The following is a 24,588-nucleotide window of genomic DNA, read 5'->3' as shown; positions in this document are numbered from 1 at the left end:
ACAGCCGCCCTTATCAATCGCCGACTGCGCTCCGGCGATTGATAAAAAAAGAACTTCCCGTAATGCTCTTGGCGACTTTCTTGACCTCCGCACACATGGCGGAGACCTCCAAGTGATGGCTGAAGGATTTTTTATCCACTTCCACCACTCCCAGGCTGATGGTCATCAATGGAAAAAACCGTAGATTTCCGTTGCGGTCCTTGACCCGTATTTCGCCTTTCTCCAGGTCTTCTCCAGAGTAGAAGGAGCGAATCCCTTCGTCGAAATCCCGGATCAGCCGATCCACGGCGGTCCGGGTACAGTCCGTGGGAGCAATGAACACGAAATCGTCGCCGCCCACGTGACCCACCATCCGCCCCTTGCCGCAAGCCGTTTCCACCGCCGCGACGATCCGGTTCGCCGTAAAACGCAAGACCTGATCACCGGCAGCGAACCCGTATTTGTCGTTGAAGGCCTTGAAGTTGTCGATGTCCACGTAGACCACGCTCAGGGGCCGCTGATCATTCAAGGCCTCGGAGATGGCCTTGACGATGGAATTGTTGCCCGGCAACTGAGTCAAGGGATTGGCGTCCAGAGCCAGTTGCCGCAACCGCTCCAGTTCCATCAACACGTCGTGCAGACGGATGTGGGTCTGCACCCGGGCCAGGATTTCCGCCTCGTTGAACGGCTTGGGAATATAATCCACCGCTCCGGCGGCAAAACCCCGTACAATGTCCTCCGAGGAATTCTTGGCCGTGATGAAGACGATGGGCGTGGCCGTGAAGCGGCTCATGGATTTGATCCTGCAACACAGCTCCAGGCCGTCCATGCCGGGCATCATGATGTCCAGCAGAAAAATGTCCGGAGTCTCTTCTTCGGTGATCTCCAGGACTTCCTCTCCGTTTTCCGCCACCAAGACCTCATAACCGGATTTTGTCAGGATATCGTGCAACAAATGCAGGTTGCTCGGTGAATCATCGGCAATCAAAACCGTCTTCATGGTGCTCACAACTCCTCGATCCGAGTCAGCTTCGCGTAGGCGTCGCGCAAGGCGGCCATGTCCATGTCCCGGGCGTGACCGTGCAGGGAACGAGGCCAGGCCGCGGCCTCCGGAAGTCCCCCGGCTTCGAGCATTACCGTCAGCTCTTCGCCAAGGGTCGCGATACGCCGAACGTTTCTGGACTTCAAGGCCTTGCGGAGATCATTCCAGTGCGTCGCCGCGGACGGGTCGTCCCGTACGGCCAAAACGAAAGCCCGCACGGCCAGATCCTCGTCGACTTTTTCCAAATCACCTTCTTGAACGCTTGGCGCTCGTGTCGCGATCATCGCCTCCACCCGCGCCTGGATCGCGGCGATCAGCGGCTTGACTTGCGCCCAGTCCTCATGCTCCAGGGCCGTCTCCAGATTTTCGGCCGCCCCGCGAACGTCCTCCAGACGCAAGTTGGCCGCGCTGCCCTTCAGGGTATGCGCGCACATCCGGGCATTGGCCACATCCCGTTTCCCCTCCGCCGCGAGAAGCTGGGCCAGAATTTCCGGGGTATGCTTGATAAACAGCGCCATGGCCCTGTCGATGATCTCGCCATGTCCGTGGTCCTGATCCTCCTCGCTTTTATCGCCACGAGCATCTCCGAGCGGTGAAGGCCCGTCCGTGTCGCGCACATCGGATCGGTCAGGCGGATATTTTTCAAGGATACGGACTAAGTCACCGGTCTTCACCGGCTTGGAAAGATAATCATCCATTCCAGCGGCCAGACATTTCTCCCGGTCCTTTTCCATGGCGTGGGCGGTCATGGCCACGATGGGCGTGCGCCGACCGCCGGACTCGCCTTCCCGAATGCGCCTGGTGGCCTCGAACCCGTCCATGATCGGCATCTGACAATCCATAAACACCAAGTCGTACTTTGCGGCCCGCACGGCCTCCACGGCCTCGCGCCCATTACCGACTACGTCCACGGAAGCCCCTATCTCCTTGAGTAATCCTTTGGCGACTTCCTGATTGACCAGATTGTCCTCCACCAGCAGGATTTTGCCCCCCAGGCCCCGTCCACCGGATTCTCGTCCCTCTTGGGCCGCCCGGGCCTCGGCGATGCGGTGCCGGGTGATCAGGCCGCCCGGGTCCCGACCTTTCCGGCTGGCCAGCAGCGTCAACGTATCATAGAGATGCGACTGCAACACCGGCTTAAGCAGATACGCGGCAAAGCCCACGTGCTCCATCCGCTTGGCGTCGCCTCGCTTGCCCATGGAGCTGAGCAGAACGAGTTTCGTCGGGTTCAGGTCCGGATCAGCCTTGATCCTCCGAGCCAGTTCCTCCCCGTCCATTCCCGGCATGTGAAAATCCAGAATCGCGATCTGATAGGGCGTGCCGTTGGAAACTCCTTGTCGCAGCAGTTCAAGGGCCCGCGCTCCGGAGTCGGCCAGGCCGGCCTGAATCCGCCACCCTTGGAGCAATTCCTCCAAAATTTCCAAGTTGACCGGATTGTCGTCCACCACCAGCACCCGCAACGACTCCATGTCCACGGCCTGGGGAATGTCCATCTCGACCTGTTCGGCCCCGCGCAATTCCAGGACCATCGTAAAGGTCGAGCCTTGCCCAAGTCGACTTTGGACCTGAATTTTGCCGCCCATCAATTCCACGATCTGACGGGAGATGGACAGTCCCAGCCCGGTACCGCCATAGACTCGGGTCGTGGACTGATCCGCCTGGGTGAAGGACTCGAATATCCGTTCAACCATCTCCTGGGAAATGCCGATTCCGGTGTCCTCCACGGCGATCCGCAATTCGTGGCGGCCCTGGTCCAGATCCAGGCAGTCCACGCCCAGATAGACATGCCCCCGCTCCGTGAACTTGATGGCGTTGCCCAGCAAGTTGGTCAGCACCTGACGAATTCGACCCGGATCGCCCACGAAGCGGTCCGGACACGACGGGGGATAGCGGATGATCAGCTCCAGGCCCTTTTCCTCGGCCCGGGCCGCCAGCAGGTGGGCCATTTCCTCGACGATGACCCGCAGGTTGAATGAAATGGATTCAATGCTCAGCTTGCCGGCCTCCAGCTTGGAGAAGTCCAGGATGTCGTTGATGATCCCCAGTAACGCCTCCGCGGATCTCTTGACGGTCATGGTGTAATGACGCTGCTGATCGCTCAGGTCGGTACGGGCCAACAGTTCGGTCATGCCCACCACCCCGTTCATCGGAGTGCGGATTTCGTGGCTCATATTGGCCACGAATTCGCTCTTGGCACGGTTGGCCGCCTCCGCTGCGTCCCTGGCCCGGCGCAACTCCTCCTCGGCCTTCATCCGTTCCGTCACCTCCTGGCTGAGCTGCTCCACCACGGAGTGAAGCTCGCCGGTCCGATCCCTGACCCGGCGGTCAAGCACCAGATGAGCATGCTTCAGGGCGCGTTGCGCACGCTTCGCCGAGGTGACGTTGCGCACCAGTAGAATCACGAACGCCTCGTTGCCGAGGCGCAGGATCGTGGCCACGATTTCGATATCCAGCTTTTTGCCGCCCTTGTTCGGAACCAGCACCTGATAGCGTCGCTTTTCGTCAGGACCCGCCGCGAGATCAGAGGAAGCCTCTGTTCGCTCGGCAAATTGCCGCATTTCCTCGAACACCCGCCGCGCGACATCGCCGCCGAACAGGTCCTCCATACTTTTGGTGGCGAACTCCTGCTCGGAATAGTCCAGCATGGTCCGGGCCGCGGGATTGAACTGCAGGAGATTGCCCCGCAAGTCGTAGACCATCATGCCGTTGGCCATGTTCATGTAGATGGCGTTGAAAAAAATCAGGTTGTCCTGGAGTTCCCGCGTGGCGGCCTGAATCCGTCCGTGCAGTCCGGAGATCATTTCGTCCAGATGCCGGGCCATCCGTTGCATGGTCCCGGCCAGGTCCCCGATCTCATCCTTGGAACTGACATGCAGCGGGGCGTCGAATTCATGATCAGCCACGCGCTTGGCATAGTCCGAGAGTTGGGTCAAAGGCCTGGAGATGCGGTTCATCAGGATGAAGGCCACGCCGATGCCCACCACGAAAAAAAAGATGAACATCCCGTGCTGGAACAGAATTTCCCGCCAGATGAAGGAGTTGATACTGTCCAGGTCCATGCCCACATGCACGGTCCCGGCCAGCCCGCCGAGGATGGGGTGCGCGATGTCCAACACCATGCCCAGGGCCGGTACCTTGACCTTTTGCAGATCGATTTCATGGTAGGGCATTCGATCAGTGACCGAGGAAGGGCGAAGGCGCAGCAACTCCTCGGGCGCCCTGGGCGTAAACGTATGGGAGATCACGTCCCCAGAGCGATCCTGGACATAAACGTAGGCCACGTTTTTGATTTCCAGATACTGATCGATCACCGCCTGCACAGTGGCGGCGTCCCGATTCAAAAGCAGCTCCGTGCTGGAGTTGGCGATACTTCGGGCAATGGCCACGCCCTTGCTTTCGTTTTCAAGCATCAACTGCCGGTGCAGGGTCCATCCGGAGTACAGGGAGGAGACCGTGGCCATGGCTCCGAAAATAATAATCATGGCCAGGAGCGTCTTGCGAAACAGCTTGGAAGATTTCATCGCCGCCCCTCCTCGGACCATTGCTTCCAGTCGTGCAGCGGGACGAAACGACCGTCCCGGACAGTGGAGAAATAGACGGCGTCCATTCCCTGACGACGTCCCGCACCCAGAAAAACCGGCGCGCCGATGCCCAGGTTGATCAGCAGAGGGACGGCTTCAAACTCACCATTCTCGTCAGCGGCCAGCTCACCCAACGGAATTTTCCGCGCGAGTTCCGTGAACACCTTGGCGTTGAGCATGCCCTCGAAGCTGGCGAAGCTGTAGGGCAAGGGATCATAATGGTCCGGGGCGAGTTGCCCGGGCAGCTTACAGACGCACTGATCCATGATCCATCGATACTCCATCACCCCCCACAGCGAATAGTCCTCGTAGCTGGGCACCACCTGCGAATTGACCAGGTTACAGGTATAGCTCCGCTCCGTACGTCGCTCCTGCTCCAGCAGCAACTCCAGCATGCTTTCGCTGGCCACGAAGGAGACGTTGGCCACGGGCACGCCCCAGTCCAGGTCCCGAGCCTCGCGGATAAAGGCGGCGGCAGCGGCGTAGGAGGCGATGCTGATGACCACGTCCGGGTCCGCGTCGCGCAAAATGTCCACCTGCTTGCCCATGCTTTGTTCAAACCGAAACCCTCGGGAATAGGTGGCCTCCTCCACAATGGAGAGCGAGTGCCGATGCAAGGCGTTGCGCAGCCCCTCCCAACCGCTGCGGCCATAGGAATCGGCCTGGTAAAGGATCGCGAACCGGGTTTTTCCCAACCGAACGAATTCCCGGACCAAAGCGTCCACTTCCTGAGCGTAGGAAGCCCGCAAATTGAAGACGTAACCGCCATAGGGCGGCTGGCGCTGAGGTTCAGCTCCGGTCACCGGGAAGAATAGAGAAATGTCTCTGTCGTCATAAACCTTGAGCAGGGGCAGGACGCGGGTCACGGTGGGCGTGCCCACGAAGCTGAACAACGCGTCCACCCGGTCCTGCTCCAACAGCCGGACCGCGTTTTCCAGGGCCAAGGCCGGATCATACGCATCGTCGTAAGCCAGAAAGGTAACGGGCCGACCGTTGATTCCTCCTCGGCGGTTGACATGCTCGAAATACGCCATGGCCCCGCGGTACACTTCGATGCCCAGAGCCCGAATCGGCCCGCTGAACGCCCCGGACATGCCCACCCGGATCGGCTCCGGCTCATCATCGGAGGCCAGGGCCGGAATCCCCAAAAACAGTACGAAAAGCAAAAGCGCAAACAGTCCCCCTGCCTCTTGGATCCACTTCAACAACCAACTTGCTTTCATGTGCGTGCTCGCCGACTCCTGAACCACATATTGATTCAAAAAAAGTTTTCGGTCGTTCATCCTTCTTCCTCGTCTCCACTCAACAATCGAGCCAAAACGCTTCGCAACTCGTTCACCGTATAGGGCTTGGCCACCACGGCGTCAAAACCGTATTCCCGATAGTGGGCCATGGCCGGAGCCGTGCTGTAGCCGCTGGAAACCACGGCTTTGAGCAGCGGATCCACGGCCTTCAGCCGCCCGACCGCCTCCGCTCCGCCCATGCCGCCGGGAATGGTCAGGTCCATGATGGCCACGTCGAACACCTGGTTGTCCTCCCGCGCCTGATGCAGCGCCTCCAAGGCCTCTCGTCCGTCCCGGACCAGCGTCACCGTATAGCCGATGTCCTCCAGAATCTCGCCCATGGATTCGCGAATCATGTCGTCATCGTCCATGAAGAGAATATGATGGGCCACCTCAGCGGAGTGAAAAGGCTCACTGGGTTGGCTGTGAGCCGAATCCGTCTCGAACCGCGTGGCGGGCAGGCAAAACATGAACGTCGCGCCCTGTCCCTGCTTGGACCGTACGGTGAGTGTTCCCCCGTGCTTCCGGATGATCGAATAGGAAGTGGCCAATCCGAGGCCACTGCCCTGGGGCTTGGTGGTAAAGTAGGGATCGAAAATTTTGGCCAACGTCTCTTCGGGAATTCCCGGGCCACTATCCTGGATGGTCACGCAGAGATGGTCGCCATGGGGCAAATGCTCTCCGAACGTCGATTCTCCCCCCCCCTTGGCGTGTATCACGTTGCGCACGGTCACGCGCAACATCCCGCCCTCGGGCATGGCCTGAACCGCGTTGATCAGGAGATTGTTCAAAACCTGCGAAATCTGTCCCGAATCAATGTCCACCAGCCATAAATCATCGGGAATGGTCAGCATGGGTTTGACGTTGGTTCCGGCCAGAACCAATCGCAAGGCATCGCCGACCAAACTCGCCATGGAAGTGATCTTGCGCACGGGCTCCCCGCCCTTGGCAAAGGTCAACAGTTGCTGGGTCAATCCTTTGGCCTGCAAGCAGGCGTTTTCCGCGTAGGTCAACTTTTCCAGAACATGATCCGCCTGATCCAAATGCAGCTTGGCCAAGGAAATCTGGTTCATGATCGCCGTCAAAAAATTATTGAAATCATGCGCAATGCCTCCGGCCAGCACCCCAAGGGCTTCCAGGTTTCCGGCTCGTTGCAGTTCCTCCTCCATGCGCAACCGTTCGGTGATGTCCCGGGCCACGACCACGGCGTAAGGGTCCAGATCGAACCGGACCAGCCGCGAGGAGACTTCCACGGGAAAACATTCTCCATTGGAGCGAATGAACTCCGTGATAATGGACCGCCCGTGCTCGGATTGGTCCATGGTGGAGAGAAACGACTCCAGCCGACGATGATCCTTGGTTGGAAAAAGATCGAAAAATGAGAGTTCCAGAATTTCCTGGCAGGAGTAGCCGAGCTGGGCACAGGCTGATTCGTTCACGTCCACCATGTCGACATCCGGCATGTCGCCATCCGGCACGCCGGAATCCGTTTCGCGCGAATCCGTTTGGAGCGAATTTGGCAACCGAATCAGAAAAATGCCTTCATTGCTGCCGTCCAGCAGGGTCTTGAAGCGATGCAGCTCCCGCAAGCGCTGCTGCAACTGCGGGTAATAGCTTTTATGGATGGACCCCTCGCCCAGACCGATGATCCGGCGACGCAAGGCATCGCGGTTCGTGGTCGTCCCTTGAGGACCGACGCCCGCATCGCCCTCGGAGAGAAGGACTTCCGGCGGGATGGTTTTATTCAGAGTTTCGGACATACAATCGTTCGATGTCTTCCACGGCAGGGTGGACAGGGTTGGTGACCATGCAGGGATCGCACACGGCCTGCCGGGACAATCCCTCGATATCCGCTTGACTGACGCCCAGTTCTTCCAGGTCCCTGGTCAGTCCGACCTGCTTGCGCAACGCCGTCAGCCCCTGCACCAGCGCCTGGCGTCGCCCCTCGACCTCCAGCCCTCGACAATCCAGCCCCAGGGCTTCAGCCACCCGCAAATAACGATCCGGGACGGCTTGGAAATTGAAGTCCACCACCCGGCTGAGCAGAATGGCGTTGCACTCGCCATGGGGCAGATCCAACAGTCCGCCGAGACTGTGGGCCATGGCGTGGGTCGCGCCCAGGCTGGCGTTGGAAAAGGCCAGCCCGGCATGCAGCGAGGCCAGCATCATTCCGGACCGAGCCTCCATGTCCAGGGGTGCCTCCACCGCGCGCGGCAAATGCTTGCCGACCAGGCGGACGGCCTCCAGGGCGTGCAGGTCCGTAATGGCCGAGCTGGCGTTGGACACATAGGCTTCCACAGCATGGGTCAGGGCGTCGTAGCCGGTGCAGGCCGTGAGATGCGGCGACATGCTGACCGTGGTTTCCGGATCAATCAGGGCGATATCCGGAACCATGGCCTTGCTCACGATGGCGATTTTCACCTTGCGCGCCTGGTCCGTGATGATCGCGAACTGGGAGACGTCGGCGGAACTGCCCGCGGTGCTGGGAATGCAGATCAAAGGCGGTCCGGGCACGGGAACGTTGTCCACACCTTCAAAATCCAGGATAGGCTTATTATTGACGCAGACGATGCCGACCCCCTTGGCACAGTCCAGGGCGCTGCCGCCGCCCAGAGCGACGATGGCCTGGCAATCCTCCTGAAGATAATACCTCGCCCCCCGCATGACCTCGTCCGCCCGAGGGTTGGGAGAAAGGTCGGAGAAAATGCGATACTCCAGATTCGCCTGATCCAGACTGCCGAGGACGTCCGTGGTCCACGGCAGCCCGCCGACCACCTCGTCCACCACCACCAGAACACGCCGCACCGAGAAGTTCCGGGCAAACTGCCCGACAAGCCGACGCGCCCCCACCCCGAAAACAAACTCCGGGGCCACGAATTTCCGCAAATTCTCCATGGAAGCTTGATACATGGCCGCACCTCCAAACCGGGACCGCAAAGCGCCCCCAGCCACGACAACGTGATTGGGAATGGAATTCGAGCCTGAAAAAGGTCTTATCGCAAAAAAACTGAATAATCCAGAGACGACGGTGGAGAATCTCAAAAAAAAAACGTAACTACTCAGCACAGAGTAATGCCTTTGCCGGGGTCGGAGTCGGAATCGGGATCGGGATCGAAAACGCTGGGAAGCGTTCTAAATTCTTCCTGTTCCGATTCCGACTCCGATTCCGATACCGACCCCGATTGCTGGAGCAAGGGCGGACACAAAATGTGCTGAGTAGATACAAAAAAAACTACGCCGAGCAACAAGATGATACCCGACCACTTCTCTACCTCGCTCCACCTTACGCTCTGGTGTTTCGGTTCAGAAGTGAATAGAAAAGACGCGGCAAGCGAGTACCTCCCCACCCATCCCCCAACCCCAACCCCTTTCCCATGCCCCACTCCATCGACATCGTTCTCGGAACACGGCCCGAAGCCGTGAAAATGGCCCCTGTCATCGCCGCTTTTCGCGACTTCCCCGATGAGTTCTCGGTCCGGGTGTTGAGTACCGGACAGCACAGGGAAATGCTGACGCAGATCCTGGACTCCTTCGATTTACAACCCGACCGCGACCTTGAAATCATGCGCCCGGGCCAATCCCTGGCAGAGATATCCGCGGACGTGCTCCGCGTCATGGACCAGGAAATCAAAAGCCACCGTCCGGATCTGCTCCTGGTCCAGGGCGATACCAGCACGGTCCTGGCCGCGGCCCTGGCCGCGTTTTATCATCACGTGCCCGTGGGACACGTGGAAGCAGGCCTGCGGAGCCATGACCTCCAAAACCCTTTTCCCGAGGAAGCCAATCGTCGCCTGGTCTCCATCCTGACCGGACCGCACTTCGCGCCCACGGACTCGGCGGCCTTGGAATTGCTGGCCGAGCACGTCCCAGCGGAGAACATCGCCGTCACGGGCAATACCGTGGTGGACGCCTTGCTGCATTTCGCGGACAAACTGGGCCCCCTGGCCCAGGACGTCCAAAGCCGCCTCCAGGGCCGCCGACTGATTCTGGTCACGGCTCACCGCCGGGAATCGTGGGGCCGAGGCCTGGAAAATATTTGCCGGGCCGTGGAAACCATCGTTCAGGACCATCCGGACGTGGTCGCGGTGTTTCCGGTTCACGCCAACCCGATTGTCCAACAAACCGCGCGACAAATCCTCGGACACCATGACCGGATCGTTCTGCTCCCGTCCGTTCCGTACCTGGAATTTGTTCGGATGATGTACCAAGCCGAACTGATCCTGACCGACTCCGGAGGCGTGCAGGAAGAAGCCCCTTCATTCGGCGTACCGGTCCTGGTCACCCGCGACGTCACCGAACGCGCCGAGGCCGTGGACTGCGGTCAGGCCCGGATAGTGGGCACGGACCCCCAAACAGTGATTCAAGCCGTCGGCGAGGTGCTCGCCAAGCGGTCCGAGGTTTCCCGAATCATACGCCGGACCGGCAATCCCTTCGGCGACGGCCGGGCATCGCGGCGCATCGTCCTGGCGACCAGGCGTTTTCTGCGCGGAGAACGTCCCTTGCTGCTCCCGGAAGAAACCTTCTTCGGAACCTGTTCCGAGGTTGAGGCATAAGCGCATGCTTCTGGATTTCCTGCCCGTTCTGCTCATCTTTCTGAAGGCCGGCCTGTGGGTCTTCGGACTGGTCTTTTTTCTGAACGGGCTCAGCGATCTGTTCATCGACCTGGTCCGCATCGGCATTGAAGTCTGGCGGCGAGTGTTCATCTTCGGGTTTCGAAAGTCCAAGCACCTCACCGAAGCCGACCTGACGGGCCGCCCCGAACAGTTCATCGCCATAATGATTCCATGCTGGGATGAGTCCGCGGTCATCAGTCGCATGCTGGAAAACTCCATCAAGGTGCTCAACTATTCCAACTACGTCTTTTTCGTCGGTACGTATCCCAATGACCCGGCCACGCAGCGGGAAGTGGACCTTGTTCGGGAACGCTTCGGCAACGTGGAGCGCATCGTTTGCCCCAAGGACGGTCCGACCTCCAAAGCCGACTGCCTGAACTGGATTTTCGAGGGCATCCGCCATTACGAGAAGGAGCACGGCACCGAATTCGAGATCATCGTCATGGAGGACTCCGAAGACATCCTCCATCCCATGCTTCTCAAACTCTTCAATTACCTGATTCCCCGGATGGACATGGTCCAGGTTCCGGTTCTCCCCATGGAACCCAAGTGGTGGCAATTCACCATGGGCACCTACCTGGATGAGTTCGCCACGAACCACTCCCGAGACATGGTCGTCCGGGAGCTGCTCACCGGGAACCTCCCCTCCGCCGGAGTCGGAACGGCCTTTTCCAGAAAATTGCTGCTCGGCCTGGCTCAAAAGAATCAGAATCGCCTTTTCACCATCGGTTCGGTGACCGAAGACTACGACTTCGGCATCCGCCTGGGCGACGTTCCCGGAGTGCGCCAGATATTCTCCCGGGTGGCCTTTGAGCGCACCGTGCGCCGAAAAAGCCGCCTGACCGGCCGTGAATATTCTGCCCGCAAGCGGGATTATATCGGCGTTCGGGAATTCTTCCCCAGCACCTTTCGCACCGCGGTCCGCCAAAAATCACGCTGGATTTTGGGCATCACCTTGCAGGCCTGGGAAACCATCGGCTGGGTGGGCGGATTCTGGACCCGGTACATGCTGGCCAGGGACAGGGTTGGATTGATCACCAATCAGGTGAACATGCTGGCCAACATCCTGGTGCCGGTCTATCTGGCCGTCTGGGGCTACGTGTATTTCTTCCCCGACGCCTATCGCTACCCCCCGGTTGTCACCGGCGGAACGATCCTTTTCCATCTGATGCTGGCCAACCTTGGCCTGCTGCTCTGGCAGCTCGGCATGCGGGCCTGGTACGTGGCCCGAACCTATAACATCGCTCAGGCCGCCCTGAGCCCCTTCCGATTGATCTGGGCCAACGTCATCAATTTTTTCGCCACCATCCGGGCCATCAGGCTTTACGTCCGATACCTGCTCACCGGGGCCCCCGTGGCCTGGGACAAGACCGACCACTCCTACCCGAGTGAAGAAGAACTGGTCCGCTATCGGCGCCGGTTGGGCGACTTGCTGCTGGATCGCCGGTTCGTGACCGTGGCCCAGTTGGACACGGCCCTGGAGCGTCAAAAAGCCACCGGCCAACCTCTGGGCGCGATCCTGGAGGACATGGGCGTCATTGAAGAGGACAAACTTTTACAGACCCTGGGGATCCAACTCAGCCTTCAGACTACCCCCGTCGATCCGTATGCCGTGGACAAAGAGGTCATTGCCATGGTCCCGCTCGGCATGGCCCGACGACAACGCCTCTTTCCGGTGGGTCTCTCCCCGAACGGAGGCTTGATCCTGGCCATGGAATCCATGCCGGACTCCGATGAAATCAGACAATTGGCGAGCGACATCGACCGTCCGGTCGAGTTGCGTCTGACCACCCGCGGCGACCTGTCCTTCGCGATACGCTTTGGCTACGATCGATTGGCACGAGAATCGCATGAAGAGAAACTCACAGCGGAACTCCTCCGTCTGGAACTGCTCACTCCGGAACAACTCGCCGAGGCCCGCAAGAGGCAGCGAAAGGGATACCGGAGTCTCGGAGAAGTTTTTACAGCACTTGGACATCTGGACAGATCCAGTCTCAGCGAACTCAAATCATGCTTGGAGAACGGACGGGACATCGCCCCGGTGGGAACCTGTCTCCTGGAGCGAGGTGTCATAACGCAAGCCCAACTGGATGAAGCCCTGCACTTACAAAACAGAAAGACCAGACAGCTGGAAACAATTCTGACCGACATGGGTGTGATCGATCAGGCAACATTGGAATCTCTTTCGACCCGTATCTCCGGAACCGATGCATGAAGCACCTCCTTGTTCGCGTCTTGTTTTTCCTCGGCCTTGTCCTTTTTTTCCTCCCTTGGGCCACGCATGCCGAGGAACAACTTCCCAGGTTTGAGATCCCTCGGGAACGCGAAGGCGTCATTGCCCGGGAACTCCGCACGAACCGTACCTGGCCGCACCAGGACATGGCCAATCGGCTGCAAGCCAAGGGCGACATTCATGGCGCGGCCAACGAATTGCGGGCATTGCTGGACATCGACCCCATTGAGGACAACGTACGGCTCCAGTTGATCGTTTTGCTGGAGCAGTTTGGAAATGACCCTGAAATCGTCGAACACGCCGGTCGGATTCTGGAAAACCGACCAAACGCCCTGGTCCCGCTTTTGTATCGGGCCTGGGCACTGGACCGTCTGGGACGCTGGGACGAAGCCCAGGTCGATTTTCAACGGGCCCTGAGTTTAGCGGATATCTCCGAGAAACAACACAACGACATCCTCCTGACCCTGGTCAACCGGGCCATGGCTCGGGAGGATTTCCACCAAGTTCTGGCTCTTCTCGACGGATCAGTCCAGGAAGAGCTCTCGTGGTCACCGAACCTGGTCCGAGGATTCGCCCTTTCCGCTCTCGGTGAGCACGCCCTGGCCCTGGACTCGCTGGAAACAGCCGCAATCCAGGCCAAAACCAGGGAAACCCGCGAACAAGCCCTCGCGGCCGCCTCCGAAGAGGCCATCCATGTGGGGCAATACGCAAGAGCACGATCGCTGCTTCTGCAATCCACCGTGAACCAGCCCCCCCCCAGCCTGGAACCGCGATTGGCCGAACTGGCTCTGCGCGCCGACCTTCCCAGTGAGGCCGCGGAGCACTACCGCCGAGCCGTGGAAGCAGGTGATCAGCAAGCCCGCGAGCATCTCGCGCAGTTGCTTTTCGACCTCGGACAGCTCCAGGAAGCCGAACAACACGCTGAAATCCTCGCAAAGACCACCGACCCGGAAAAGCGCAAGCGGGCCCTGGTCATGCTCGGCGTCATCCGCGAGCGTCTCGGCGACTTCCGAGGAGCGAGTCTGGCTTTTGAGCAGGCCGCCCAAGACGACCTCACTCCGGCATCCTGGGCCACCCTGGGTGCGCTGGCCGTGAAGGAGGAACGCTTTGACATCGCGGCCCAAAACTACGAAAAAGCCTGGAAAGCCGGTGGACTGAAGGATTCCGCCATGGCGGAAATGATCGTCGGGTTCTGGGCCAGGGCTGGACGGATGGACCAAGCCATCGCCACGTCCCTGCAATTGGCCGGTAACACCGATGCCGACCCAAAGGACCGACTTCGAGCCATGGAGTCCGCGGCGCATCTGCAGCGACAGGTCGGCAGTCCGGACGCCGCGGCGCTGACCCTGCTCCGCGCCGCGGACTTGCCCGCGGTGGACGCGGAAAAGCGAGCGGACCTCCTGGAACGCGCACAGAGATTGTTTTTGGAGGGCAACAGGCCGGACCAGGCAAGCGACGTCCTGGTCACTCTTCTGGAGGATGCGGCTGACGGATCGGAGCGAGCCGACGTTCTGCTGCGCCTGGCCCGCTTGGAAGAAGTCCGGGCCCTGCCAGGCTGGCCGGAACGAACCGTGGCCTTTCTTGAACAAGCCGAGGATCAACCCGGTCTCCCACCGGAAGAAGCCGCTCGAATCGCGGAATCCTCCGTGGACATCCTCATCGGCCAAGGCGAGCGCATCCGGGCGCTGCAAGCCCTGGAACGCGCCGTGATTCGAGATGGCGAACAGCCCGGACGCATGCTCCGGCTTGGTTATGCCCTGGCCTCGATGGACCTTTACCGCCGGGCTCGGGACGCCTTTGCCCGGGCGGCCGAGCTTGGCGCCGGAGATATGGCCTGGATCGGCTTGGCCAGATCCTATCAACGCCTCGATCAACCCGGCCTGGCCCTGTACTCTCTCAGCCAAGCCCCGTTCATGCGTGGGCAGACGGATTTGGATACGGATCTGAGCGTGTTGCCGAAAGCAGAACAGTACCCCGTGCTGATGCTTTTAGGCTATCTGAACGAGGCACTTGCCCGCCATGATCTGGCCGCCGACTGGTACGAACAGGCCCTGAAACTGCAAGACACCCCGGAAACACGCTATCGCCTGGCCAGGGCCTCGTTTTCCAGTGGGGATGCGAAACGTGCCGACGACCTGCTTCGCGTTCTGGATCAAACCGATTTTCCGGAGCACGACCAACCTCCGGGAATCGTCTTACTGGCGCGAATCAGCGGAGCTCTCGATCGCCTGGACGAAGCAGAGGCTCTTTATCGGGACGCACTGGCTTGGACCGAGAATCGAGAGCACGGCGATGAGCGGCTCGCGGAGCTTTGGTTTGAGTTGGGCGGGATTTATCGTCGCAAGGAAGATCATCAAGCCGCGGCCAAAGCTTTCGCGCAAGCCGCCAACCTGCACGGAACGCCGGCGATGCTGATGGCGTCGGGCTACGAATTTCTGGGCCTGGACCACCTGGACGAAGCCCGGCCTCTTTTGAGCGAAGCAGCCCTGCACGAGCCGGACTTCCTCGCGGTGCATCAGGATTTGGGCTACATCGCCATGCGCCAGGGCGACAACGATGAGGCCGTGGAGCACTTCATGGACGCCATCGACAACGCTCCCCTGCGCCCCATGGAAGGTGAAGAACAGGCCCAAGCCGTAGCCGAGGACGTCCGGAGGATGCGCGGCGAAATACGCGCCTTGCGCAATGCCGTGGACCTGGATTTCTGGCTGACCTACACTTCGGGCAAAACCGGAACCCTCGGCGGATTGGCCGCGCCGGGCCGGGACGTGCTGCGTACGTCATCGGGGATCGAACTCGGCTGGATCCCGCCGGAATGGGGATTCCAGGATCACCGAATATTCAAGCTCATCGGGCGACTGGGCTGGAGCATGGAGCCGGACAGCCTGCGCGTGCGGGACAACTCCTGGGAAGCGGCCCTGGGCCTGCGCTACAAGCCCCTGAAACAGTACAACCTGAACCTGGGAGTGGAACGGCTCTTTGCTCTTTCCGGGGAGGGCGAAGACAATTGGGTCGCCCGGGCCATGCTTTCCCTGTTCGACGATTCGGACCGAATCCGTCCCAATGAAACGTTCTGGAATTACTCATTTCTGTTCGGGGAAGTCGACGCCTACCTGGAGTCTCCCTCCCGACTGGCCGCCTATGTGGAGGGCCGCCAAGGCTTTAACTGGAAGGTGCACGACAACATGATCCTCACGCCGTTTCTGGTTGCCGACGCCAAATGGTGGTCAGGCTCCAGGGCCGACGACGTCTCTTTTTACGAAGGCGGCCTCGGCCTTTCGGCCCGCTACCTGTACGACGAGGACAAGTACACCTTGCCCCGCAAGAGCGTGGAACTCCTTTTGACCTACAAAATCGGCAGAGTATTCAATGTGGACAACATCCAGGACGATCAAATCGACGCCCTTTTCGCGACACTTTTGTTCCGGTTCTAGACTCCGGGTTACCTGGTGGGCGCTGCTGACGAGCTTGGCCCTGACCTGGGGCGCGCTTCCAGTCCGGGCCGATTCTCCCCCGGCTTTCTCCGCCACCTTCATCCAGATCTGGGACCGTCACGCCGAATGGTCCGAGCAGACCTGGGACACGCTTTGCGCGGACCTGAAGGCCATGGGAGTCCGGGAAATCATCCTCCAGTGGTCGCTGATCACCGAACCGGCGTTTTTCTGGCGACTGACCCCTGACCAGCGCATGGACGTTCCCCACGACCGCGTCGATCCCGCTCCCGCCGTGGACCTGCTCGTCGATGCGGCGAGGCGGCATGGCCTGTCGGTCCGTTTCGGCCTGACTGAAGACCGCGCTTGGTGGGAAAAAATCAAGAATGAAGCCGGACTTGTGGAGGTCTTCCTGAACCGCCTGCTCCAGGACCAGCTTTCCCTGGCCCGGACCTTGGTCGAGCGATACGGCAAGGATCCGGTTTTCGCGGGTTTTTATATTCCACAGGAAATCGACGACGCCACCTGGATCGACCCGGAACGCCTGAACCGGCTCACTAAGCATTTGGCCCGGCTCACCGACGGATTGCGCGAACTCTCCCCGGAAGTGGAAGTGACCGTCTCGTGCTTCGCCACCGGACACAACGATCCAGCCGGATTTGCCGCGCTCATGGCCGACCTGGCTCAGTCCGGAAACATCACGGAAGTGCTGTACCAGGACGGCCTGGGTACCGAACGTCTTCTGCACGCCGAGTCAGCGGCATACCTTGAGGCTTTGGCGGCATCCATCCCACGGACCGGCGCGCGTCTTCGCGTCATCGTGGAAACCTTCGCCCCGACGGAAGACGGCCTCGGCTTTATTCCAGCGCCCATGGAACGAATCGAACAACAACTGCTCCAGGCCCAAACCCTCGCGGGCAACGACATCGTGGCCTTCAGCATCCCGGATTACCTCCACCCCTTGGCTGGCAACACCCTCGCCGAGGTTTTGTATACCGACTATGTAACATATCTGGGCATTTCTGGACTGAAACAGGAATGAGCCATGACACACCTCAACGCTCCACCGGAGATGCATTGATGTCCACCGCTCCATTCCAAGGCGTCATCTTCGACCTTGACGGAACCCTGCTCGACACGCTGGAAGACCTGGCCGACGCCATGAACACGGTTTTGGCCGAGCACCACTGGCCCACGCACCCCTTGGACGCCTACCGGCGATTCGTCGGCAACGGAGTGACCATGCTGGTCCGCCGGGCCATGCCGGAGGAAGAACGCCGCGAAGATCGGCGGGTCGCCGAGATCGTTTCGGAAATGCGAGAGGTCTACGCCCGCGGATGGGCCAACAAGACCAAGCCGTACCACGGGATCGACCACCTCCTGAACGCCTTGCGGGACAAGAGCGTTCCGATGACCGTACTGTCCAACAAACCCCACGACGCCACCTTGGCCATGGTCGACCACTTTTTCTCGGCAAACCTTTTTCGAGTGGTCATGGGCGCGCATCCGGACAAACCCCGCAAACCCGACCCGACCACGGCCCTGGAGACGGCCGAGCACCTGGGGCTGCACCCCGGCGCCATTCTTTTTCTCGGCGACTCCGATGTGGACATGCGCACCGCCCAGGCCGCCGGCATGACCCCGCTCGGCGCGGCCTGGGGCTTCCGCGGCCCTGAAGAACTCCGCGCCGCCGGTGCACGCGTGGTCCTGCGCACCCCAATGGAACTGCTGGAATGGTTGGCTGCTGACTGTTGATCGTGCAGACTAGAACATCAGATATGCCCAGACCACCGGCACCAAGCTGAAAGTGGAGCTCGTTCCAAGGCCTGCGTGAGCACTTTTCCCTTCATCGTGCACTTGCCAACTGGTGCGGATCGGCGCACCCTACCTGCCCTGGCCGGACTGAAGGAGCTTGAACCATGACCATGAGCGGACCCGCCAAAATTTTGTTCATGACCCCGAGTTCATCCGAGAGCGAGCGGCCCTGGAGGATGAATTCACCATAGCTGAAGCCGATTCTCGTAAGGCCGCGTCCAGATGTTTGGGCCGGGAGGACAGAGTTTCATGGCATCCCGACCCAACAACCAGCGACCAGCGAAGTCATCACCCTGAAGCCGCGCAAGGTGTTTGTGTTCCGGCTTTCGAGGAAATTTCGGGGTGAGTTGAATTAGGGCCCTATATCGCGCACTGCAAACAGCGAACCGTGAGGAAATTATGAAAGCTGAATTAACAGCCATCATTGAGCAAGCCCCAGAAGGCGGCTACTGGGCGGTCTGCCCGGAGATTTCCGGAGCCAACGGCCAAGGGGAAACCATTGAGGAAACAAAGGAGAGCTTGCGGCAGGCCATTGAAATGATTCTGGAGGATCGAATGGCGGACATTCTTCGCGGCCTTCCTGCCGATGCTATCCAGGAAAAGGTCATGGTCGGATGAAGCGAAGAGATTTAGAGCGAAGACTGCGCATGGCTGGTTGCTATCTGAAAAGGGAGGGCAGTGCGCACTCATTGTGGATCAACCCCCGCACCGGCGTTGTGGAAGCTGTCCCGAGACATACTGAAGTCAAAGAACCACTGGCTATAAAAATTCTGAAAAACCTCAGCGTTATTTGAGCGTTTCAAAATTCAAAAACATCTTCCACTTGAATCGCCGCAATTGACGCGCAGGTGGGTATGAAAAGACAACAAAAAAGGGTTTACGATTTTTCATCGTAAACCCTTGATTTTTTGGTGGGCAATGCAGGATTCGAACCTGCGGCCTTTGGCTCCGGAGGCCAACGCTCTATCCAACTGAGCTAATTGCCCGAAAGAGGGTACATTTACATCTACGGCTGAACGATTGTCAAGGAATTCGAATTTGGCCGTGATTGGTTTTTTTCCGGGGATCGCCTACACTCCGTCCCATGGACCTACCGCGTTTTCTGGAGGAACTTGCCCGACGCGATGCCCTGATGGTCGTCGACGCGCCGGTGGTCCCCCACTTGGAAATAGCCGCCCTGAGCGCCATGGCCGTACGCGAGCAAGGACCGGCTCTGCTTTTCAGGAACGTCCGCGACTCGAAGCATCCCATCCTGACCAACGCCTTGGCCTCGGAAGAACGCATCGCCCTGGCCCTGAACCATGCCTCGCTCCGAGACTTCGGGAACGAGGCTGACCGCCTTCTTCTGGGCAAATCCAGTCTTGCACTGGAAACACCCGGCGATGCGGATCATCACGATGATTTTTTTGACATCGTGGATGAACCGCCCTGCCAGGAACATTCCCTTACCGGACCTGAGGCCACCTTTCAGCACCTGCCGCGCATGACGCTCTGGCCGGGCGACGTCGGGCCCTGTCTGACGGCCGGGGTGGTCGTAACCAGGCATCCCCGGACCGGACGGCGCAACGCGGGAATCTACCGAATCCAAATCCTGGACAATACCAGAGCGACCTTGGGCTGGCATCCGGGCAGCGACGCGGCGGAACATTTTCAAGCGGCCAAAGCGATGAAGCGACCACTGGAAGTCGCCGTGGCCCTGGGCGTGCCTCCGTCCGTGCTCCTGGCCAGCGGGCTGTCCTTGCCGCGGGAGGTGGACGAGTTGGAGTTCGCGGCCCGCGTGACGAACACCCGGCTGTCGTTGGCCCGTTGCCGCACAGTAGACCTGCTGGTCCCGGCCACAAGCCAATTTGTCCTGGAGGGGTACGCGCTACCTGAAGAACGGGCTTTGGAAGGCCCTTTCGGAAACCACACCGGACTGCTGAGCACTCCACGCCCCTGCCCGGTCCTCCGGTTACGTGCCATCTCCCAGGCAGCGGCCCCGATCCTGCCGTGCATCGTCGCCGGCCCACCACCTTCGGAAAGCACCTGGATGGCCAAGGCCCAGGAAGCGATGCTCCGAGCCCGACTGTGCTCCGCATATCTCGAAATCCGGGACATCGCCCTGCCCATGGAGGGCATCTACCAAAACTTTCTGTTCGTCGTCCTGGACTCGGACCAGCATGATGCACCAAATGCGTTGGAGTTGCTGCGTTGCTTGAGCGAGGAACGCGAGCTGCGCCGGTTTCGCTTTCTGGTGGCCGTGGATGAATTCGTGGACTGCGCGGACGTTTCCCAGGTTCTCTGGCGCCTGGGCAACTGCCTGGACCCGGACCGCGACATGGTCCGCATTCAGGGTCCGCTGGCCCCATGGCATCCATCGACAACGCCGGGACAAGGCGGAAAACTGCTCCTGGACGCCCGGGCCAAGCCTCCGGCCCGGCGCATGCCGACCCATTCCGATCCGCGCTTCTCCGAGACCATCCAACGACTCTGGCAAACCCTCCAACAAAGGTAGCCTCCAATATGTCCCAACCCGCGCGAAACCGCATCGTCCTGGCCGTCACCGGAGCCAGCGGCATGGCCTATGCCGAAACCCTGGCCGGGTATCTGCAAAATTTCTGCGAACTGCACCTGATCGTATCCCAGGCCGGATGGCTGGTCTGGAACCAGGAACTGGGCCTGCCCCAGGAGAGTCTGCTGGGCAAAGCGCATTGCAGCTACGCTCAGGACGACCTTGCCGCGCCTCCGGCCAGCGGCTCCTGGCAGCACCAGGGCATGGTGGTCTGTCCCTGTTCCATGGCCAGCCTGGCCGCCATAGCGCACGGATTGGGCAACAACCTGATCCATAGAGCCGCGGACGTCACCTTGAAGGAACGCCGCCCCCTGGTTCTCGTCGCCAGGGAAACCCCTTTAAATGCCATACACCTGGAAAACATGCTCGCCGCAACCCGCGCCGGAGCCGTGGTCATGCCGGCCAGTCCCGGCTTTTACCACCGCCCCCGCACCTTGCAGGAACTTGTAGACCAACTGGCCGGCCGAATCCTGGACGCCCTGCGGATCGATCACAGCCTGACTCCCAGATGGGGTGAACAGCACAACGTCGCCCCCTCTTCCCGCGCGATAACTGTTGGCTTGGCAGGGGAATGAGGAAGGCGTTTGAAGCTGACTTGATGAATGAGGTGATGCGCCAAGGAATTTGGTCAGCAACGCCTGGACCGCTCGGCTTCGCAAGCTGACGAAAACGGGGTTGTAGTCGACATAGCCGCCATTTTTTTTTGGGGGGGGTATAACGGTTGATAGTTCCGGTTCCTCTCGGAGTGATTTGGGAAAGCCCAACGCCGAGGTAACGGGCCGCTTTGGAGTAGAGCCGAAGGCGGCGCGGAAAAGCGGTCCCGTTGACCGTATTGTTAGCCAATTGCGACAGGTGACGCTTCTACCATCCTAATAATCGCCTTCATAGCTGGATCAGAAAATCCAGAATAGTTAGAGAGCCTGCCACCACCAGCGGGATTCTCTACATCTCTTAGGATTGAGCCATATTTTTCCGTTTTAAGTGCTCTTAACGGTCCAGAGAGAGCAGTGGCGGGAACGCTCTCACCAAGTGACTTCGATATCTCCTCGACAAGAAACTCCATAGTGACATATTCATCATCACTATTTGCCATGGCTAGCAGTATCTGCTTTCGATAACGCTTGTCGCCACTAGTTTCTATAGCCGCGCGGTATTCTCGAATTAATCTTTGAGCCTTTCGACGTGCATAATTTTTTAAAGCAACTTCAATATCTTCATATCGAATCGGTCGCTTTGATTCTTCTTCACTAGCTTCTGAAACCTCTAGGCAAAGAAACTGCAATACAAAAGGCGAGCCCACTGAATACTTAACAAGATCATCTTTGACTTCTTGTGAAACTGCTATTTCAAGCCTTGGAAAGCCAGTTGAGATTATTTCTTCCGCCTCCAATGCGCTCAAAGGCGGAAGGGATATTTCTTCCAGCAACCTATCTGTGCCAGGATCACTAATAACAAGCCGAGATGCCTCATTCTCAGTACCCAATAATGCAATTTTAAATTTTTTACAATTTTTATTTGCATATGCTTTTAAAAAGGCACTTAGATCATTTGTAAGTGATTGATCAGCTCGATGCAACTCATCTATAATCAGAAGAATACCGTTCTCTTCGCATACATCTATTATTTTTGATTCCGTAGGTGATGTGACAACTAATTCATTAACGATTGTTTGATTGTCTTCTCTGCTTTTTGACAATCCACCTTTGACTTTGGCTTTCAGAACTTGGAAGACTCCTCCTTCGACCTCTGTTCCTACACTAGATGTTGTCTTATTGTTGTTTTGCGTCGTACGCTGGACGGTAACTTCATAGCCAAGCGCTTCAAGAACCTGTTTAAAAATGGCATCAAGCGATTTCGCGTAGACTGTTTCCACATAAACCAATTTGTTTTCATGTTCAAAGCTCTTAGCGACACGAGCTACCATACTCGACTTACCGACGCCATATCCGCCATATACCAAGGGCACGTAACCCCGCCTTAGAGCCGTCGCAGTATCTTTTTGGGGAGTCCCTCGGTCTGCGTAGGCATTCGACTCTTCGATGGGGAATTGGCCTGGGACAAATACATCTCCAGGTTTTAGGGTATTACTCATGCATTTTTCCTCTGCTAACAGTGTTATTATGCGGAATTCACAAAAATCCGCCCCTCCAAATTCCCGGCCTTAACACCAGCTGATTTGACAAGCACTTTTTGATAAAATTGTCCGCATTTGACATGCTATTTCAGCATATTGAGAAACGCCTGCCAAATCCTTCCTAAATCCGAGGTCAGCTTTATGCTTTGTGCTGAAGTTAGCTTTATGCGGCAGCCATATAATCACCACAAGAGCGGGGCATAAAGCCAACTTCGGAGGAAATGATGGATGAAAACCGTGATTACTGTTGACGAATGGGAGAAGGTCATGAAGGCCAGTGTCCCACCGGAACCTTATCACGCGTATCGGGAAGCCATCCTCAAACCCGGTACTGGCTTCGGAAAACCGATAATGTACCAAATGCTGAAGCCTTTAAACGACATTTGGAGTGGAAGCAATCGTATCTGGCTCCTGATCGTTCGCGGTCCGTCGAGAGGCGCTGCGCTGGTATTACCTGGAAGGGCGCAAGCGAATGAAACAGGAGAAGGTGCCATCGCCGGGGAAAACTGAAACCGGCGATGAGGATCGGGGTTCGGGTACAAACCCGCCTCTCAAGTTTCCACACTCAGGTACATTGAGAAATTTCCAATTCTCGCATATGAAAAATAGCATCCTGCGATTGAACTTTTTGCTCCTGCACCTGGTTTTGAACGAATTGCTGACTTAGGGAGTTGGCGGATGCTGATGTACCGTTTTTGCCCCACCCGTGCTTTTTGCTCTGCAAGACTGGGCAAGAGGCATGTCTCAATGGTAGGATAGGCATCCTGCCTGTCCGTGCAGGCAAGATGCCTGCACTACCAAATTCAAAAACGGTATTTCAGTAACAGCCATATTCCTTAGGATATGTAAAACCGCGCAGTGCCCTCTGATCTTCACCTCGACGTCAACAGGAGGCTCGTAATGGAACATCGATTGATCTGGCATGGACATGCCGCATTTCAGATTGTCACACCCAGCCTGAGCGTGCTGATCGACCCCTGGTTCGACGGCAACCCGTCCTCGCGAACCACGCACGAAGCCCTGGACAAGGTGGATTTGGTGCTGATCACCCACGATCACGGGGACCATGTCGGTCAGGCCGTTGAAATCTGCAAACGAACCGGAGCGCACCTGCTGGGCATCGTGGAAACCGTGGCCAAGCTCAAAAACCTCGGCCTGCCCGCGGATCAGGTGGTCAACGGCATCGGCATGAACATCGGCGGCACGGTGTCCTTCCATACTCTCCAGGCGACCATGGTTCAGGCCCAGCACTCCTCGGAAACCGGTCTGGCCGTGGGCTACATCCTGACCCTGGAAGACGGGACCTGCGTCTATCACGCAGGAGATACGGGCATTTTCTCGTCCATGGAACTCTTCGGGCGAATGTTCAACATCGACCTGGCCCTGTTGCCCATCGGCGGAGTGTTCACCATGGACCCCAGGCAGGCGGCCATGGCCTGCGCCCTGCTCCAGTGCGGGGAAGTCGTGCCCATGCACTGGGGTTCGTTCCCGGTTCTGGAGCAGAACTGCGACAACTTCGCCGAACAATTGGGCATCCACGCCCCGAAAGTGCGGCTCAACGCCATGAAGCCCGGCCAGACCCTGATCATGGGCAAGCAGAGCCTGGATTTCGTGGCCCGACTCGCCGGGGATTAGCAGTCCGTTGAAAAACTCCCAATTGCTGCGTCGCTGCAAAAAGTTCAAACTCTCACGTATGAATAAATACGCTTCGACCTTGAACTTTTTTTGCTCCTTGCACTTGGTTTTTTTGAACGGACTGCCGGATAAGGACTTTTTCAACACTCAGTTAGGGGAGTTGACTGTTCTGAATTTACCGGAAGGATTGAGGATTGATGATTTGTAACTACTCAGCACAAAGCAATGCTGTTGTCGGGGTCGGAATCGGAATCGGAATCGGGATCGAAAACGCTGGGATGCGTTCTTAAT

General features: G+C 58.6%; 17 protein-coding genes and 1 tRNA gene. 11 read left to right on the top strand and 7 right to left on the bottom strand.

Annotation, left to right across the window (positions count from 1 at the left end; all coding sequences use genetic code 11):
• Nucleotides 1-13 precede the first annotated feature (13 nt).
• From DESLA_RS0102225 to ercA, 5 genes are read right to left on the bottom strand one after another with little or no spacing between them, the layout of a single operon-like run.
• Nucleotides 14-979: a response regulator gene (locus DESLA_RS0102225; RefSeq protein ID WP_035261243.1), complete on the bottom strand. Its 966-nt coding sequence runs from the start codon at nt 977-979 to the stop codon at nt 14-16.
• A gap of 5 nt (nt 980-984) precedes the next feature.
• Nucleotides 985-4,542, bottom strand: a complete 3,558-nt coding sequence (locus DESLA_RS21380) for a response regulator (RefSeq protein WP_051434301.1) — start codon at nt 4,540-4,542, stop codon at nt 985-987.
• Complete coding sequence (locus tag DESLA_RS0102215) at nt 4,539-5,825, bottom strand: ABC transporter substrate-binding protein (RefSeq protein ID WP_028571215.1); 1,287 nt, start codon at nt 5,823-5,825, stop codon at nt 4,539-4,541. The genes DESLA_RS21380 and DESLA_RS0102215 overlap by 4 nt, the downstream gene beginning before the upstream one ends.
• 56 nt (nt 5,826-5,881) lie before the next feature.
• A complete protein-coding gene (locus DESLA_RS18220) occupies nt 5,882-7,645 on the bottom strand; it encodes a hybrid sensor histidine kinase/response regulator (protein WP_084031820.1) in 1,764 nt (587 codons plus the stop codon).
• Nucleotides 7,626-8,795 carry an alcohol dehydrogenase-like regulatory protein ErcA gene (gene ercA / locus DESLA_RS0102205; protein WP_028571214.1) on the bottom strand — a complete coding sequence of 390 codons (1,170 nt, stop codon included), beginning with the start codon at nt 8,793-8,795 and terminating at the stop codon, nt 7,626-7,628. Before ercA ends, DESLA_RS18220 begins: the two co-directional genes overlap by 20 nt.
• A 464-nt stretch (nt 8,796-9,259) precedes the next feature.
• Between ercA and wecB the strand changes: the two genes are divergently transcribed.
• The 7 genes from wecB (at nt 9,260) to DESLA_RS23635 (ending at nt 18,771) form a co-directional block, all read left to right on the top strand.
• Entirely contained in the window at nt 9,260-10,438 is a 1,179-nt protein-coding gene (wecB, locus tag DESLA_RS0102200; RefSeq protein ID WP_028571213.1) for a non-hydrolyzing UDP-N-acetylglucosamine 2-epimerase, read from the top strand.
• A gap of 4 nt (nt 10,439-10,442) precedes the next feature.
• Nucleotides 10,443-12,713 (top strand): glycosyl transferase family protein, encoded by a 2,271-nt coding sequence (locus DESLA_RS0102195; protein ID WP_028571212.1) that lies wholly within the window; start codon nt 10,443-10,445, stop codon nt 12,711-12,713.
• The gene (locus DESLA_RS0102190; protein WP_028571211.1) at nt 12,710-16,165 is read left to right on the top strand and encodes an NfrA family protein; all 3,456 of its coding nucleotides are present in this window, start codon (nt 12,710-12,712) and stop codon (nt 16,163-16,165) included. The genes DESLA_RS0102195 and DESLA_RS0102190 overlap by 4 nt, the downstream gene beginning before the upstream one ends.
• Before the next feature lie 34 nt (nt 16,166-16,199).
• On the top strand, nt 16,200-17,204 hold the full coding sequence (locus DESLA_RS0102185; RefSeq protein ID WP_028571210.1) for a DUF4434 domain-containing protein: 1,005 nt from the start codon (nt 16,200-16,202) through the stop codon (nt 17,202-17,204).
• 38 nt (nt 17,205-17,242) lie between these two features.
• Entirely contained in the window at nt 17,243-17,917 is a 675-nt protein-coding gene (locus DESLA_RS0102180; protein WP_028571209.1) for an HAD family hydrolase, read from the top strand.
• Between the two features lie 459 nt (nt 17,918-18,376).
• Nucleotides 18,377-18,595, top strand: coding sequence for a type II toxin-antitoxin system HicB family antitoxin (locus tag DESLA_RS0102175; protein WP_028571208.1), 219 nt, complete (start codon nt 18,377-18,379; stop codon nt 18,593-18,595).
• Nucleotides 18,592-18,771: a type II toxin-antitoxin system HicA family toxin gene (locus tag DESLA_RS23635; protein WP_084031818.1), complete on the top strand. Its 180-nt coding sequence runs from the start codon at nt 18,592-18,594 to the stop codon at nt 18,769-18,771. Before DESLA_RS0102175 ends, DESLA_RS23635 begins: the two co-directional genes overlap by 4 nt.
• A gap of 115 nt (nt 18,772-18,886) precedes the next feature.
• On the opposite strand, the gene DESLA_RS0102170 is transcribed toward DESLA_RS23635, so the two are convergent.
• Nucleotides 18,887-18,963: transfer RNA gene (locus DESLA_RS0102170), tRNA-Arg, on the bottom strand.
• 98 nt (nt 18,964-19,061) lie between these two features.
• On the opposite strand from DESLA_RS0102170, the gene DESLA_RS0102165 reads away from it, so the two are divergent.
• Nucleotides 19,062-20,471: a UbiD family decarboxylase gene (locus DESLA_RS0102165; protein WP_028571207.1), complete on the top strand. Its 1,410-nt coding sequence runs from the start codon at nt 19,062-19,064 to the stop codon at nt 20,469-20,471.
• 8 nt (nt 20,472-20,479) lie between these two features.
• Entirely contained in the window at nt 20,480-21,103 is a 624-nt protein-coding gene (locus DESLA_RS18215) for a UbiX family flavin prenyltransferase (protein ID WP_051434299.1), read from the top strand.
• A 260-nt stretch (nt 21,104-21,363) separates the two neighbouring features.
• Here the strand turns inward: DESLA_RS18215 and DESLA_RS0102155 are convergent, their stop codons facing one another.
• Nucleotides 21,364-22,620, bottom strand: a complete 1,257-nt coding sequence (locus tag DESLA_RS0102155; protein WP_028571206.1) for an AAA family ATPase — start codon at nt 22,618-22,620, stop codon at nt 21,364-21,366.
• A gap of 270 nt (nt 22,621-22,890) precedes the next feature.
• On the opposite strand from DESLA_RS0102155, the gene DESLA_RS0102150 reads away from it, so the two are divergent.
• Complete coding sequence (locus DESLA_RS0102150; protein ID WP_028571205.1) at nt 22,891-23,172, top strand: hypothetical protein; 282 nt, start codon at nt 22,891-22,893, stop codon at nt 23,170-23,172.
• A gap of 390 nt (nt 23,173-23,562) precedes the next feature.
• Nucleotides 23,563-24,297, top strand: coding sequence for a metal-dependent hydrolase (locus tag DESLA_RS0102145; RefSeq protein ID WP_028571204.1), 735 nt, complete (start codon nt 23,563-23,565; stop codon nt 24,295-24,297).
• Nucleotides 24,298-24,588 lie beyond the last annotated feature (291 nt).

The sequence above is a fragment of the Desulfonatronum lacustre DSM 10312 genome, from assembly GCF_000519265.1.
GTDB lineage: Bacteria > Desulfobacterota > Desulfovibrionia > Desulfovibrionales > Desulfonatronaceae > Desulfonatronum > Desulfonatronum lacustre.
Note: the sequence above shows the minus strand (reverse complement) of the source record. Positions and strands in the feature narration are given on the sequence as shown.